10 protein-coding genes are annotated in these 16616 nt (G+C 43.9%); 1 reads left to right on the top strand and 9 read right to left on the bottom strand.

Annotated features, from left to right (window positions below; genetic code table 11):
* The first annotated feature begins 179 nt into the window (after positions 1–179).
* Complete coding sequence (locus tag WJR50_RS23525; protein WP_341295759.1) at positions 180–1364, top strand: glycoside hydrolase family 5 protein; 1185 nt, start codon at positions 180–182, stop codon at positions 1362–1364.
* A 56-nt stretch (positions 1365–1420) separates the two neighbouring features.
* Here WJR50_RS23525 and WJR50_RS23520 read toward each other — a convergent pair whose 3' ends face one another.
* From WJR50_RS23520 to WJR50_RS23480, 9 genes are all read right to left on the bottom strand, one after another.
* Positions 1421–2296 carry an alpha/beta hydrolase gene (locus WJR50_RS23520; protein ID WP_341295746.1) on the bottom strand — a complete coding sequence of 292 codons (876 nt, stop codon included), beginning with the start codon at positions 2294–2296 and terminating at the stop codon, positions 1421–1423.
* 85 nt (positions 2297–2381) lie between these two features.
* Complete coding sequence (locus WJR50_RS23515) at positions 2382–2780, bottom strand: Crp/Fnr family transcriptional regulator (protein WP_341295745.1); 399 nt, start codon at positions 2778–2780, stop codon at positions 2382–2384.
* Between the two features lie 233 nt (positions 2781–3013).
* Positions 3014–4888, bottom strand: a complete 1875-nt coding sequence (locus tag WJR50_RS23510) for a rhamnogalacturonan lyase (protein WP_341295744.1) — start codon at positions 4886–4888, stop codon at positions 3014–3016.
* Between the two features lie 106 nt (positions 4889–4994).
* Positions 4995–7943, bottom strand: a complete 2949-nt coding sequence (locus WJR50_RS23505) for a glycosyl hydrolase (RefSeq protein ID WP_341295743.1) — start codon at positions 7941–7943, stop codon at positions 4995–4997.
* 13 nt (positions 7944–7956) lie between these two features.
* Entirely contained in the window at positions 7957–8688 is a 732-nt protein-coding gene (locus WJR50_RS23500; protein ID WP_341295742.1) for a polysaccharide deacetylase family protein, read from the bottom strand.
* Between the two features lie 146 nt (positions 8689–8834).
* Positions 8835–9149, bottom strand: coding sequence for an L-rhamnose mutarotase (rhaM, locus tag WJR50_RS23495; protein ID WP_341295741.1), 315 nt, complete (start codon positions 9147–9149; stop codon positions 8835–8837).
* Positions 9150–9161: 12 nt separating this feature from the next.
* The gene (locus WJR50_RS23490; protein WP_341295740.1) at positions 9162–11624 is read right to left on the bottom strand and encodes a glycoside hydrolase family 31 protein; all 2463 of its coding nucleotides are present in this window, start codon (positions 11622–11624) and stop codon (positions 9162–9164) included.
* A 200-nt stretch (positions 11625–11824) separates the two neighbouring features.
* Positions 11825–13324, bottom strand: coding sequence for a RagB/SusD family nutrient uptake outer membrane protein (locus WJR50_RS23485; protein ID WP_341295739.1), 1500 nt, complete (start codon positions 13322–13324; stop codon positions 11825–11827).
* A gap of 58 nt (positions 13325–13382) precedes the next feature.
* Positions 13383–16568 (bottom strand): SusC/RagA family TonB-linked outer membrane protein, encoded by a 3186-nt coding sequence (locus tag WJR50_RS23480; RefSeq protein WP_341295738.1) that lies wholly within the window; start codon positions 16566–16568, stop codon positions 13383–13385.
* Positions 16569–16616: the final 48 nt, after the last annotated feature.

Genomic DNA, 16616 nt, shown 5'->3' with positions numbered 1-16616 from the left:
ATCATTGTTAACTCATTTAGATAATTGTATAACTATCTGAATATCTGCAATTTGATTAATAGCGTTTCCTTACGATTTATAATATTAGCTTGTTTGTTATTTTATCTTTTTTGAATTCCTTTGAGTTTACAACAACCTACGCAAATTGATTTATGGAAAATTACAAGTCAGGTAACGGTATAAATCGTCGTCACTTCCTCAAAAGTTCTACTGCACTTGGTTTAGGATTAGGTCTTTCAGGTGCCTCTGCTATGGCAGGCCCACCAGCTAAAATTCAAAATACTTTACCTCGCTGGAGGGGCTTCAACCTGCTGGATTTTTTCTCACCCAATCCTGATCATTCCAGACCACAGACCAAAGAAGATTATTTCCGCTGGATGTCAGACTGGGGGTTTGATTTTGTGAGAATTCCTATGGCCTATCCCACTTATCTGGATATAGACCATAGCCAGAATATCACGCCTGAGCAGGTGTACCATATTGATGAAAAGCGTGTTGACCAGATTGCTGCTTTGGTAGACATGGCCCATAAATACAATCTGCATGTGAGCCTGAACCTGCACCGTGCTCCCGGGTACTGCGTCAATGCAGGCTTTTATGAGCCTTACAATCTTTGGAAGGATCAAGAAGCGCTGGATGCTTTCTGCTTTCATTGGAATATGTGGGCTACCCGCTACAAAAACACTTCTTCCGATAAGATCAGTTTTGACCTGGTGAATGAACCCAGCATGCGGGAAGATATGAACGATCAGCACTCTCGCCGCAGTTCTGTGCCTGGTGACCTGTACCGCAAAGTAGCCAAAGCGGCTTCGGAAACCATCCGCCAAGCGAATCCCGATCATCTTGTGATCGCCGACGGAAATGATGTAGGCACCAGTGTTATTCCAGAAATCACTGACCTGAACATCGCACAGAGTTGTCGCGGATACTACCCCGGAATTATTTCTCACTATAAGGCTCCCTGGGCCAACAAAGATCCTGAAAATTTACCTGAGCCTAAATGGCCAGGAACGATAGCGTTTACCGTACAAGATAGCACGGGACAAATGGTCAAGAAACCTATGGTATTGGAAAGAGAAATGCTGGAGACATTTTACCAACCCTGGATTGAACTGGTAAAAAGTGGCGTAGGCGTTCACTGTGGGGAATGCGGCTGTTGGAACAAAACACCTCATGAAGTTTTCCTGGCGTGGTTTGGCGATGTATTGGACATACTTACTGCGCATGACATAGGCTATGGCATTTGGGAGTTTAGCGGCAGCTTCGGCTTACTGGATTCAGGTCGGGAAGATGTAGACTATGAAGACTGGTACGGGCACAAACTGGATCGCAAGATGCTCAACCTGCTGATGAAGTACGCTTAAACTATACAAGAGGTCCTATCTGGTGGACCTCTTGTATACATTGTCAAACGCCTGGTTCATGGTTTATGAGCCTGATACTCCTGCACTGATGCAATCCATTCTTTTACAAAACTGGCTACATCTTCCCAGCCGGTCTCACTGGAGATGTAATGTGACTTTCCCGGAAACTCATAATAATCTCTCTTGGAATTAGGGTCTGTGTAGGCATCAAAATTCTTGCGTATCAGGCTGGGGGGTAAATCCTGGTCCAATGCTCCTGAAATAAACAACATAGGTACATGCGGCTTGTCAAAGTCTATTTCAAGTCCCTTTTCAGTACTGCTTTTCGCGATTTTCCTGCTCTCGGGTACAAAGTAGCGTGCATGCTCTGCCTGAGCAGCAGAATCATTCAGAGTGTTGAAGAAGGTATATTTGAACCAGCGAAGCGGAGGCGTACAAACTTTGTCACGCCTTCTGAACGGACTTACCATTCTAAAGTTTGAACGTATGAACTTCCAGTTCAGCACGCTGATGCCCCTGGGATTGGCCGACGACAGTGTGATACCCATCTCTATTTTGCCAGCCTCTACTAGCTTTTGCGTTATCAGACCTCCTATGGAATGCCCTATGATAATAGGTTTCTCAGGGAGTTTGTCTACAAAAGTGGTCATAGAATCCAGTACCTCCCTGAACTCCAGGTTTACCAGATTGGGATGGATGTTATGCTGTAAAGTTGCCGGTTCTCCTTCATGATAAGGGAAAGAGGGGGCATAACAGGTGTAGCCCTGCTGAGAAAAATAATCTACCCACTTATCCCAGCTGCGGGCATTCTGAAACAGTCCATGAATAAAGACAATTGTTCTGCTTTCTGAGCCTGGCTGTGCACTTACAGCCACTGGCCAAAGGAGCAGGGAAAAGGTCATTAAAGTTAGTATGGTTATGAATTTTTGCATGGCTTTTTGGTTTAATGTTCATGCAAAGTTCACTGCTTCGCTTCACTCCCGGAATAACATCTGTTAAGAAGCAAATTGACATTAGTTAAGAAATGCTGCCTCTGATTCGGCTCAGTGACTCCGGTTTAAGCCCGAGAAAGGAAGCCAGCAGGTATTGAGGAACTCTTTGGACCAGTTCCGGACGTTCGCTCAGCAAGCTAAGATATCTGGCTTTGCCGTCAAGGTTCTGGAAAAACTTAAGTCTGTTCTCCAGCTGAAGAAAATAATACTGAAGCAAATCAGCTTTTAGAGCAGCAAAATCATGTATTTCTTTTTGAATAAGATCAAGTGAAATTTCTATGAGTACGGCGTCTTCAAGCAATTGTATGGTTTCTCTGGAAGGCCCCAAACCTGCTAGGCTGTAGACTGAACCCACAACATCTCCTTCCATGTCAAACCAGGCGGTTACTTCCTCGTCCTGAAAAGTATAGCAATACCTTACCAACCCTCTGCGGATGATCCAGAGTTTATGAGCACTCTTTCCTTATTTCTGCAGAATGAAATTCCTTGGATATTCTTCCTCGGTGCCGTAAGCAGAGATATCGCTGATGATCTGAATAAGGGGATGTGTCATTGAATTGGCTCAATCAGAGAACCTTCATTATCACTTTTACAAAAGTAACATTATACGGTAAATGTTTGTACTACTCCAAAGTTTTCATCTACAGAAAAATGCTTCTATTCTCCAACCACAATGTCAGGTAAAGGAGGCTGATCCATGCTCTCTCCGATGTAAAAACTGGTATGAGGAGGTTGGTTATAAGCCACATTTTGCCAGGCAATACTGAGTCTGTACTGGGGATTTTGCATAAGGGTGTACAAGCGGTGTTTTGTGGGAATGGTAGAAGAATAAATACGTAGCGCCTGATTATTTTCCTCTCTCAGAATAACTTCTTCCCGCCAGTCACCAAACAAATCAGCACTGAGGGTGGGAGTAGCTTTAGTACCATTATTAGAGCGTGTTCCTTCGGCTACCATGATGGTATCCAGCTTTTCTGTTTTCCAGTTCCATTTGGAAATAACATTACGATCCAGGATTTCTCGCAATAGATCTCCATCCCACCACACTGCAAAATTCACCGCGGCAGGTTTCTGGTCGGAAATTTTTTCTCCAGTGGCGCTAAACAATCCTTCAATATTGGCTCCTGCCACCCAACATTCATTACCTTCATAGCGGGGATCTATATTGATAGCATTTGCTCTGCCCGGGCCTTCCCCATCCTCACCTGCTTTGACAGAAGGCTTTTTCCAGAGAATCTCCCCGGAATCTGCATCCCTAAAATTAGCACCAGCATCATCAAATCTTTCCTGAATATTGAAGACCTCCATACCCGGATGATTAGGATCTAAATCTGAAAGGTGCAATGCATCGCCATGTCCCAGGCCGGTAGCATACAAACCTGTACCATCATCATCTATGGCGGCAGCCCCGTAAATTATTTCATCCTTACCATCGCCATCTACATCACTTACGCTTAGATTGTGGTTGCCTTCTCCTCTGTAGGCCTCATTGCCGGGAGTACCATCGTCACTATCAAAAGTCCATACATGCCTGAGTTCCCCATCTCTCCAATTCCAGGCAGCGATCACTGCCCGGGTATAATAACCCCGCGCCATGATCAGACTGGGCGTTTTGCCATCAAGGTAGGCTACTGCCGCCAGAAAACGATCCATGCGGTTTCCATAACCATCTCCCCAGATTTCATCAAGTTGCTCAGAAGTGGGATTTTGAGTATCGGGATGGCGAGGAGGAATGTAATCTGTTGTGGCCAGCGCAGCACCGGTCTGTCCATCAAAAACTGTCAAAAATTCAGGTCCGGCGAGTATGTAGCCATCTTCATTGCGCCAGTCTGCCTCGGGATCACCAATCACTACATCTTCCCCATCGGTAGTGCCATCGGCAGTCTTGCAAGCGATTTCAGCTTTTCCATCTCCATCCAGATCATAGACCATGAATTGCGTATAATGCGCTCCTTCTCGTATATTTTTGCCCAGATTGATGCTCCAAAGCAAAGTTCCATCCATTTCATAGGCTTGCAAAATAGGCTCATCCGTAAAGCCTTTCTGGGAATTGTCTTTGCTTCTACCCACCTGATGCAAAACAATTTCGTAAGCACCATCCCCATCCAGATCTCCCACCGAAGCATCGTTGGGGCGATAGCCCTGGGGCGTTTGAAGCGGTAATCTCCAAAAATCATTTTTCCAAAGCGCTACATTTTCTGATGCCCGTTGCTCTTTGTCTTGAAGTACTGGTCTAACAAAATAGCTGGGATGCTGCCTGTCTACAGCGGTCTCATCTACAAAATTGGTACTTTCCACAATGGGCTGTTGATTGATCTTAACTGCTTCCTGACCAGCGTACTGTCGGTAAAGGTTAAAGCTGATCTCTTCAGGGTCAGTTGCCAGTAAACGCCAGCTCACAAACACACGATCGTCATCGGGAATGGCAACAATTCCCCGGTCCAGTTTTTCCATCTGCCGCTGCGCAAAGCTCATTTGTACAGAAAAGTAAAAGCCAGTAAAAAATATCAATCGTAGGAGCCTGCTATGCATGATGCTATGTTTTAGGTGGTTTATCAGAATACTTTATTGAGTTGAGCTTTTAAGACAAATTATATCAAAACGTAAAACTCTCTGAATATCAAACTTTTATAATATTTTACAAATCCAATTCTTTAAGAGGTGTAAGCGTTACCGGACCTAAAAGTCCCGAGGCTTGAGGTTGCCAGTGGCTGGCCTCAAAAAGGCCATTTTCGTTACGGTTTTGACTCAGACGGGCAGGAAAATTGATATTGTAAAACTTCTTCCAGGCTACATTTTCCTGATCCAGATAAGCGATTCGGTTAGCCATAGTATTAGTCACTTCCACTTCCAATTTATTGGTTGGTTTTAGAAGGTCCTTATCTAGTACCACTGAAAAATCTGGTCCTAATAATGTCTCAATTTTTTCACCATTCAAATAAACTGTGGCGCTTTCCTTTACCTCTCCCAAATCCAACTTCAGCGCGTCATAATTTCCCTCGGGCGTGGAAAAGCTAAGCGCATAGCGCGCGGTACCTGAAAATTCCGCAACTCCTTCTTTGACAAAGTCAGTCCATGACTTTAATGATGAAGTATTGATACTGGAAGGAAGTGTGGGGCCGCCTTTGACAAATTCTACTGACCAACTCCCCTGCAAAGGCACAGCTTTACCGGATTTCTTATAATAAGGATACCCATTTGCACTAAATGAATTGGAGAACGTCTGAAGAATGCAGCTTTCACCAGGCTCCAGTTGCAGATAAACATCCAGCGTCCTTTTCTTGGTATTCCTTACCGAAACCAGGCCGCTTTTTTGGTTCATCGGGTTGTAGATTGCTACCATCTGACCCACAGATTCAATAGGAATCCATTTGTCAATGGCTTTGTTACTGCTGTTTTTCAGAAAATACAGATGCTTATTTCCTTCTACCCTTCTGATAAATTCCAACCCTTCATCCACCAAGGTTTCTCTTTGTACGGCCGCATAAGTCATCAACTGTTCAAAGTTATTGCCTTTGATCAGCTTACCATTACCCACAGAAGCTACTTCAATACCATTTTTTTGTGCCTGAAAATATAGGCTATTTTTCATCTGCTCGAACTCCTGCTGTTGTTCCTGCGACAAACCCGGTAGGCTGGCAGGTAGCGATCGGTGAACAATCACATTAGCACCTGCTTCCGCCAGTTTCAGTACTTTTTGAAAAGTCTGAAAAGGCATGAACTCACAGTTTGGCAATACGATGGTCTGATAGAGGTTTTCGCCTGAGGATAATAAATTTTCTCCGAAACTCACCTCCATCAACTGACGATCAGAAATGAGGTCGTAGGTGTAACCTCTTTTTTGCAGGAGTTCTACATTGGCTTTAAAGGAAGAATTGTCCGTTTCTTCAAACCCATCAAAATGGCGAAGCAATTCACTACCTCTTTCGGCATAATAATCATAGATGGGAAAATAGATGAGGATATCATTATCTGGCTTTCCTTTCTGCAAAAATGCCTGGGAATGGGCTATATAATAGTTCAAAGCATCAAAATCCTCCCAAAATGGATTGGAAGGCTCAAAGTGAACCGCTGCATAAAATAGCCAGCCAGGCCAATCCTCTTCCAGCGGTGAGTAATTGGTGCCGTGATAAAAAATATGATTCACCCCTCCCAGAAAGAAAAGGTCTATTATTTCTTTCACATCTTCCAAAGATGAAGTGAAGTGTTCATTGAGCCATGTGGCCGCTTCGGCGGAAACTAAATTCTTACCACTTACATGTGCTGCTGAGGTAGCAAACTTAAAGCGGAGAATATCTTTTCCCTCGGTTTCGGGTATATCACTGGCCGCATACAGATCCAGTATATTGGCAGGTGAGCCGTGCGCCTGATTCCGAATCAAGGTCCCTTTTTTATGTGCCCATGCTCTCCAGGGTTGAGTAAATTCTTCTAAAAGTAAGTCAGAAATCGTTTCCCGGTAATCGGTCAGAACTCTTTTATTAATTTCTTCAGTATCATTCCCAAAAAGTGCCGGAAGATGATTTCTGAGGTCATAGCCTCGCCTTTCCTCAAATTCTGCAAACAGCTCAGGCGTCCAGTTCGCCTCTCCACGGGCGTCATCTACTTCGTAGGAATCATTGAAGAAAGAGCGCAGTGGCCTTAATTTCTCTTGGGTTAACGACTCATCAAATTTATTCAGATAAGCCTGGAGAGCTTCTTCTGAAAAATGATCAATCACTAAACCTTCTCCTCCAGGGGCAGCTCTTTCTACCATTTTGCCATGCCATCCCTGAAAGACTACGTAAAGAGTCCATTGCCCTTCAGGGGCTGTCCAGTCCAGCTTGGCTTCATCATTGACCTTATTAGTAAGATTCAGGCTTTTCCCTTCATTGGAATAAGCCATTAATGTCTGAAGCGGCAATTCTTTTTCAAACCGGATCTGTTCCAGTGCAAGGGACTGTAGATTTTCATTGGAAGCTATTGGCTCTTTGATGTCTGAAATTTCAAGTGGCTCTGCATTGTCTTTTTGCAAAGGATTTTCTACTGACCCTTCTACCTTTTCTCCTTCCAGCTTGTAAATACCATAGGATTCATAAATCTGATTGCCTACCGCCCTGACCAATGGTTCCTGCGTATAACTGATCGTTTCATTTAAACTTTCTCCGGCATTCAGTGAATAAGTTTTATAGGCTACGTACTTACTGGCATTTTCGGCTTCCACCCAGGGGCCACCGAAGGGCCATCCCGTACCGGTAGCCATATCAACGCCCATGCCTAACTGATCAGCTTTCTGAAATGTGTAGGTCAATTTTTCTATCCATTCATCGGATAAATAAGGAATAAATTGATTTTCATATCCGGCTACACCATAGATGGGCGTGATTTCTACACCTCCCAAACCTACAGAATCATATTTTTGGAGTAAGGTACTGATGTTTTTTTCATCCACGCTACTTCCCATCCACCACCAACGCGTCCAGGGCTTAGTTTGATTTTGAATCTCCGGCCATTGCAACTGAGCAAATCCACTGAAAGGAATAATATGAAACAAGAAAAGAAGAATGATCACTGCTCTTATTGGGTTGTGAAGTGTACAGTATGCTCTCATCTCACTTGTATTTTTATTTCACAGCTTCCAGGTCTGCTTTAATTACCTGACGAGCTTTTTCAATGTCTATGTAATTTTCCAACTCTTTTAAGGCAATGACATGATATTCATTGTCGTGCAGATATTGGAGATACTCCTTAAAAAGCTCAGGAGGAGTGGTAACCCAATCATGCGCGTAGTCGGGTACACCATGAACGGTAAGTACCACTATCTTTCCGTCCCTGGCCTGTTGAATAGCATCCAAGACACGTTTTTTATTGTCTCCAGTAGTACTAAAACTCGGAATAAGGTAAGGATGATGTACAACTGGATCATAAGCCATACTGCCCCCTGCCCTGGCAAGACGATATCTTTGCTTTTCAAGGGTTGAAATTACTTCTTCATCCGTGTCGTAAGCGGGATAGGCAAAGGAAGTTGGTTTTTCCAGTCCTAACTCCACACATTTATTTTCAATGTAAGTGAGTTCCTTAATCAGTTCAGGTTCATCAATACGATCCACATGGGTATGGTGACGCGTATGATTAGCGATCTCAAAACCCATTTGCCCAAGCTCCTGAATTTGTTCCCATGACATGTACTTACTTTTGTCCTCAAAGTCAGGAGGGAACTCACAGACAAAAAATGTCCCTCCAAAACCATATTGTTTGAGTAGAGGCCCGACCAATGTAGCATGTGTGCTCACTGCATCATCAAAGGTAAGCACTACCAATTTATCAGGAATTGGCTTTTTGATGATTTGAGACACTGCAGTTTCAGCTGTTGAACAAATGATCAAAATGCTCAACAATAACGCTGTAAAGCAAATTTTATGGATTTTATAAATACTTCCGATCACCAGCATTTTATTTAGAAGTAAACAACAGCATAGTTTAGAATACACTTTTTATCTATTTAATCCATGTGAAAAACTTCACGAAGAGGCTGAGTCACCGGAGAATTATCAGGGTTGGTATCCATAATATCTGCCATATAGTCCCACCATTTTCTCACAACCGGATGAGAAGCCAGTTGTTTACCATCATAGCTATCCTCTAATTTTTGAAAAGCAAACAGTGTTAGGCTCTCTACATCCAGGTAGATAGAATAATCATGAACTCCTGCTTCTTTTAGTTGTTCACTTAATTCTGGCCAGATTTCTTCATGTCTTTTCTTATATTCTTCAGCAAAACCAGGCTTCAACTTCATGGTAAATGCATTGCGTTTCATAACATTATTTGATTAATAACTAATATTGATCTCCATTTCCTGATTATTATTTCCCTGAGCTTTGATCATTAGCACAGCTGATTCCTGATCAAAGGTCCAACCAGCACCATTTTGTACAGCGTCAGAGTGCTGCTGAAGCTGCTGATTACCGACAGTGACCGATTGCGGAGTATCTGTAGAATGTACTTTCAACTGATAGTTTCTTGCAGGCACTTCATACTCTCCTTCTGGCTCTCCAATAGTGATACTTGTTTGACCATTGCTGGCAGTGCAGCTAATCTCTGTAGTAGCGTACTCACCTTCCTGATATTCCAGACTTTTTCCATCATCCTCATAAAGCGTGAATTCTGACTGTTCATAAGGGTAGATATCCAGAATGAGGTCAGAAGGATAACCCTCTATGTACTGCACTTCTTCCTGCATGGGTATAATGGCTCCTGCTTTGGCAAACATAGGTATGGTGTCCAGAGGAGAAAGTACGCTGACATACTGCCCGCCATCATATGGTTTTCCGGTCCAGTAATCAAACCATTTACCTTCAGGAAGGTAAACTACTCTGGTTTGCGCTCCTTTGGTAGTAACCGGACAAACCATCAAATTTTTGCCCAACATATACTGATCGGCAATATCATAGGTATTGACGTCATCCTGATGTTCCAGCACCAGTGCTCTCATAAGCGGCATTCCGGTTTCGTACATCTCGTAAGCGTGGCTGTAGAGGTATGGGACTAATTGATAGCGCAGCAGATCATATTTCTTAAAGTTTCGCAAGGCATCCTCTCCATAATTCCAGGGCTCTTTATAACCAGGATGGTCCATGCCAAACAGATGCGCTATCGGACTTAGCAAACCAAACTGCGTCCAGCGGATGTACAACTCCGGGTCTGCATCGTGCTCAAAACCGCCCATACAGTGAGCCCAGTAGCCTACCCCCGACATACCGATGTTCAAACCAGCCTTGATCACCGGAGCAAAATACTGCCATTCGCTGGGCCAGTCACCCGCAAAAATGAAGGGATAGCGTTGGATACCGGCATAACCTTCACGGGTGTGGTTCATACCACGCATATTGTTGTGCTCAGCAAATTTTTCATAGGGTGCTTTAGCATAGGCGAGGGGAAAAAGGTTATGCAATTCTTTGATCTCGTCACCAGTAGGGCCGGTTTTCTCACTTTCGTTGGCTTTATGCCCAAAAGCACTTCCTTCGTCTGTTTTGAGGAACATAGCACCCATAGAAGCAACTTTCATCACACCATTTTCCCACCACCAGTCTACTGCTTCTTCATCAAAGAAATTGACAAATTCACCGGGACTATTTTCTTCAGGATACACATAGCCTTTGGCTCTGGCCTGATCCAGTAGTTTTAGCTTTTCCCCATTGTCAAATCTGGGGCGCAGATGCAGACCCACCATATTGAAATTCATGGCATACAGGCTGTCAAACATGGCTTCGGGATTATCAAAGGTATTGCGCCACTCAAAAGTAGTAGCGCCTTTTCCGCCGGTATCACCAAAAATTCTCCAGGTAGAATCCAGATGCAGTATATCTACTGGAATTCCCATAGCTCTGTACTTGCGAGCCATCGCCAGTACATAGTCGGTAGAAGTCAATTCCTCGTAGCCCCAGGTTCCTCCACTGTAGGTGCCCACGTGGAGGCCTAGTGCGAATAAAGGGAGTAAAGGAGATTTACCAGTAAGGCTGGTATAGCGGTCCAGTAAGTGAGGAAATTGGGGGCCATAAATAAAATAATAATCCAATTCGCCTCCCTCAGCCATAAAAGTGTATTGCGAAGGATCAGTTGCTCCCATATCCCACTCTGTTGCATAAGCATTATGAAAAAATATACCATATCCACGCGTGCTCATGAAAAAAGGCACGGGACTATAATTGGCTTCCAGAATATTGTAAGCACCTACGATGTGCGGTCTGCCCTGTCCCCTCCCCACATTAAGTCTTACTTTTGTACCCCGGCGGTCCAGTATATCCATGCGTTCTCCGAAGCCGAAGAAATGCTCTTCAGGTAAAAGTTTTTTTCGGCTCACTACCGTTTCACCTTCCTGATAAGCTCCACCTTTACCATTATCAAAGGTTTCAGTGGATAGAATTTTGCCTTCTGAATTTGCGATTTCTATACGAAAGGGAGCTTTTTCTACTTTCACTTGGAGTTGATCCGTTCGGAGCAGAAAATGATTCTCTTCTTCTGTCGCTTCTACTTCTACATCTGACCAATCATATTTTACAACCATCCAGGGCTCATTTTCCTCAAACGCTCCGTCCCAACTGGTTCTGATCCTCAGCATATCAGGCGTACAGAATTCCAGCTTGACTTCGGCATTGGTGTTTGAAAAAGAAAAAGTGTTGCCCTCCTGCTGAAACCCTGATTGATAATTCCCAACTCCTGTCTGAGCATGAGCAGTAAATATGATCAAACCCAGCATGAAAGTCAGGCTGATAGTAAACGTTTTTTTACGCATAATTTATTGTTTTTGACTTGTCTTTATACCTATCCAAGGCATCAGGTTAAATCTAAAAAAATGATTAAAAAGTAGTATACTAACTACTGTAAATCACCATTTAATAGCTCCTTTTCAGAACTAAAAAAATATTTCTTTTTTATAGATCATAGAAAAAACAGCATGAGCAAATGCTCATGCTGTCATGATAGATTCATCAATCAATATCCAGGATTTTGTTCGTACAAGCCCTGCTTGACATCCAGTTGATTCTGAGGAATAGGGTAGATAATGGCGGTTTCATCAATCTGGTCGGGCATAATACCATCATCTTCCAGTCCTTGCAGCCAATTGTTCATCACCTCCAGCACGGTTCCGGTTCTTACTAGATCATGCCAGCGCAATCCTTCACCAATAAACTCACGCCTTCTTTCTTCCAGCAACATATTCAGGTCCACATTTGAAACAGGCTCAAGCCCAGCTCTTTCTCTTACTTCATTGACGATATCATCTACCTCCTGCTGAGAACCAGCAGTTCCCTGTAGAATGGCCTCCGCTTTTAATAACAGAACGTCGGTATAGCGGAGTACTGGATAATTGAGTTCAAAATCAAAGCGATCAATTCCCAGATAGTCCAGATCCAGATACTTGGAGATGAATGGATTGGCTACATAATTTCCGTCCATCATATACCCATCGGTAATACTTACCTCATCACGTACATCTTCTTCAGCAAAAGAGGCCAGCACATCATCGGAAGGAGTTTTGGGGGCATCAGGATAAGCACCGCCGGCAAAAGGAATACCCACGGCTCTGGAATAAGCTTCAGGATATTGCCAAGCAATGTATTCCGCCCCTATACCCAGTCCACCGCTCTGAAACTGTACATCAAACACCATTTCCGCATTATTCTCATTGTCATAAGCAAAGATATCCGCATAACTTTCCAGCAAAGAAAATTGACCGCTTTCTATAATCTCATTGAGCAAGGTCAAGGCAGCATCATAATCATTAGTACCCAAGGTAGGTCCGCTGGGATGCAGTTGTGTCCCGGAGCGAGTCATGAATACTCTGGCAAGAATGCCGCGGGCAGCATGCGAAGTTGCTCTACCTTCATTTCCTCCATCATAAGTTTCTGGCAATAATGTAATAGCATCCTGAAGATCAGCGATAATGACTTCATACACCTCTGACACCGGGCTGCGAGGAATATTTAGCGCTTCCAGTGGCGTCACCGTTTCGGTGATCAGCGGCACCTGACCAAACCAACGCACCAGATCAAAATAATACATAGCTCTCAGAAACTTGGCTTCTCCTTCTATACGATTACTGATTGATTCGTCCAGTATATTGGTTGCCTCCAGTTCGGTCAGCACGGTATTGGCCCGCATGACACCGTTAAAGTTAACATTCCAGACTTCACTGATATAGTCCGTGGTGGCTAGGTTGACTGAGAAATTATTGACCGCACTGTAATCTCTCACCCCTCCGGCACCCGGCACAAACATATTGTCTGAGCGAATTTCAGATAACTCAAAATGCCAGATGGGGTAACTTCTCAGGTCATTGTAAACGCCATTGATGGCCTGGATAAAGTCTTCTTCGCTCTGGTAAAAGTTGCTGCTGCCTCTTTCAGAAATAGGCGACTGATCTAACTCATCTTCACAGGCAGTAAAAACTGTGAAGAGCAGACATAATAGGATAATATTTAAGTATTTCATTTTCTTAAAGGTTGTCTTCATTCAAAAAAAGATTGAACAAACTCGTAGTATCTACTGTCTAAAAAGTCAGATTGATACCTACGATAATGGATTTGGAAAGCGGAAATGCCCCATAATCATCTCCATTGTTATTCACCGCTTCTGGATTGAAACCACCGGTATAGTTATCATGGCCAAAGAAATTTTCGGCAGTCACGTATACCCTTGCACCATCAATCACTTCTCCGCCCAGCAGGCTGCCCAGATCATAACCCAAAGTAATGTTTCTCACTCTGACGTAGCTCGCGTCATAGAGCCAGTCGGTGTTTTTAATTCTACCGAAACTGGAAGAAGCTTTAGGGACTTCCCCGTTACCAGGGTCTTCGGGAGATCTCCAGCGGTTACGCCATCTGCCCAGTGTATTTTCCGGCCAGCTCATACCAGTTCTGTTCATTGCCCTTCCGAAGGTTGAGTAAAGATTATTTCCCCACTGACCCTGAATCAATATGTTCAGATCAAAGCCTTTGTAACTAAAGTTGTTGGTTATTCCCCATACATAATTGGGATTTGGGTGTCCGGAAAGAATACGGTCATCAGGATCAATGACTCCATCGTCATTAGCATCCAGATAACGAGGATCACCGGCTTCCTGATTGCCGTATAGTGCAACTCCATCGTCTATGTCTTCCTGACTGAGAATGCCGATTTGTTGTACCACATAAAAACTGTACATCGGCTCTCCTACCTTCAGAATATTGTGGTTAATGTCAAATGCACCACCCAGGATAGGAGTATTTTCAGGACCTAACTGTCTTACTTCATTGGTGTTGTGGCTAAAGTTGAGATTGGTACTCCACTGGAAGACACCCGTCAGGTTGCGGGTATTAAGTTCAAGTTCCCATCCTTCGTTAAATACTTCACCGATATTGGTCAAAGCCGTTGTAAAACCCGTAGCAGAAGGTACCGGGATATTGAGCAGCAGATCGGTATTCTTTTTTGTGAAATAGTCTAAGGAACCATATATACGGTTCTCAAACAGACCAAAGTCAAGACCTATGTCTATTGTTTCTGACTGTTCCCATCCCAGATCAGGATTGGGGAAATTGCTGGGTACCAATCCGCTGGCAAGGTTTCCGCCCATAGAGTAGTTGGCTATTCCTAACAAAGCAATATGACTGTAATCTCCAATGCTATTGTTACCCGCTAATCCCCAGCTTGCTCTCAACTTAAGATCACTAAGTACTCCAACGTTTTGCATGAAATTCTCCTCTGACAATCTCCATCCTAATGAAGCTGATGGAAATATACCCCACTTGGTATCGTCACCAAAACGGGAAGAACCGTCGCGACGAATAGTACCTGTAAAAAGATAACGATTATCAAAGCTATATTGCAAGCGTCCCAGATAAGAAAGTAGTACACTTTGGGTTTCGTAAGTGCTTGTGCTGTTTGCCTGAATAGTAGCGGCATTAAGTGTGGTTACACCTTCTGAAGGAAAAGTACCGCTGATATCCCAGCTATTGATTCTGTTAAAGTTGTAGCTTATACCCGCCAAAGCGGATACGTGGTGCTTTTCACCAATGACCTTATCGTAGGAAAGTGTATTTTCATTTACAAACGTCAGTTTGCGAAAGCCATTAAAGCTACCTGTGGTATTTCTGTTTCTGCTCACTCTCCCCGGAGTATACCCTTTGGATTGTGAGTCGGTATTGTCCACATTGAAAGTGGTTTTGATCGCCAAATCCTCTAAAATCTTATACTCAGCAAAGAGGGTGGTAAGCGTTCTAAAGTTTTTGGTTTCTCCCAATACCGCATTTGCTGCAGCAACCGGACTTACTCGTGAACTTGCCCAGGTATAGGTGCTGTAAGGCGCGACTCCGGTAAGCAAACCTACAGAATCTTCTACTACCGGAACCATACCCACTGTAATGTGGGTAAGCTGGTCTTTACCTTCCACCCCGGGGTCATTCACTACGGAGTATGATGGTGAAACATTCAATCCAAACTTCAGCTTGTCATTGGCTTGCACTTCCACATTGGCACGTGCTGAATATCTTTTGTAATTCACACCTAAAGCGATTCCATCCTGATCCAGATAATCACCGGAAACATAGTAACGGACAAACTCATTTCCTCCACTGGCAGAAAGCTGATAGTTCTGCATAGGAGCTGTTCTGAAAAACTCATCCTGCCAATCCAGATAGGTAAGTCCGGGATGACCTGGCTCCAGCCACCTCTCATCTAAGATAAGATTGGCGTTAAACCCACCCAAGATAGCTTCTCTTTCGGCTGCTGACTGACCGGCAGTTCTTCCTGGTCCTGAATTGACCCAATTGTAGTTGATCATTTCAATGGCCCGGTCTACCCACTCTTCTGAGCTGAGTACATCCAGTTTCTTAGCTGTCTGACTCCAGCCAGTATAAGCATTCAGACTGATTCTGGCTTTTCCAGTTTTACCGGATTTGGTATTGATGATCACTACTCCATTGGAAGCCCGAGAACCATAAATAGCTGCGGCGGCAGCATCTTTTAGCACCTGAATGGATTCTATATCGTTAGGATTAATATTGTCCAGCGGATTTCCGTTTGAGAAGCCGCCGCTGGAATTCTGACCAGATACTGCCAGAGGGAAGCCGTCAATCACGTAGAGTGGCTCATTGGAGGCATTGATAGATCCGGTTCCTCTTACCTGAATGCTGTAACCTTTACCCGGCACACCACTGGTCTGCTGTACTCTTACTCCTGCCATCTGCCCTACCAATGCCTGATCCAGGCGGGCAAGTGGTCGCTCATCCAGTTTTTCCACGTCCATAGTGGCGATGGCGCTGGTGATATCCGCTTTCTTTTGGGTACCATAACCTACCACAACTACTTCGGAAAGGGATCTGATATCTGCGTACAGCTGTACATCAATTACCGATTGATTGCCAATGCTGACTTCCTCAGAGGTGTAACCTACAGAAGAAAAAACAAGGGTAGCAGCATTATCCTGTACAGTAAGACGATAATTTCCCTCCACATCGGTAATAGTACCATTGGTAGTCCCTTTTACAACCACATTGACACCGGGAAGCCCGTCACCGTTTTCCGCATCGGTCACTTTCCCAGTAATTGTTTTTTCCAGCTGATCTTCGTAGGAATTAGCGGAGGAGAAGGAAGCTGAATGCTCAAATGCCTCTGCTACTGCTGTTTGAAAAAACAAACTGTAGGTGGAAGCCAGACTAATCCACACCAGCACACGCTTCCAAAAATAGCGAGTTTTCATAATGAAGTGTTTTAAGTTGTTTATAATGCCTATACTACTGGCTGCTCT

This window comes from Catalinimonas locisalis (assembly GCF_038039535.1).
Lineage (GTDB): Bacteria > Bacteroidota > Bacteroidia > Cytophagales > Cyclobacteriaceae > Catalinimonas.
The sequence above is the reverse complement of the archived record's forward strand: the minus strand, read 5'-3'. Positions and strand labels throughout refer to the sequence as shown.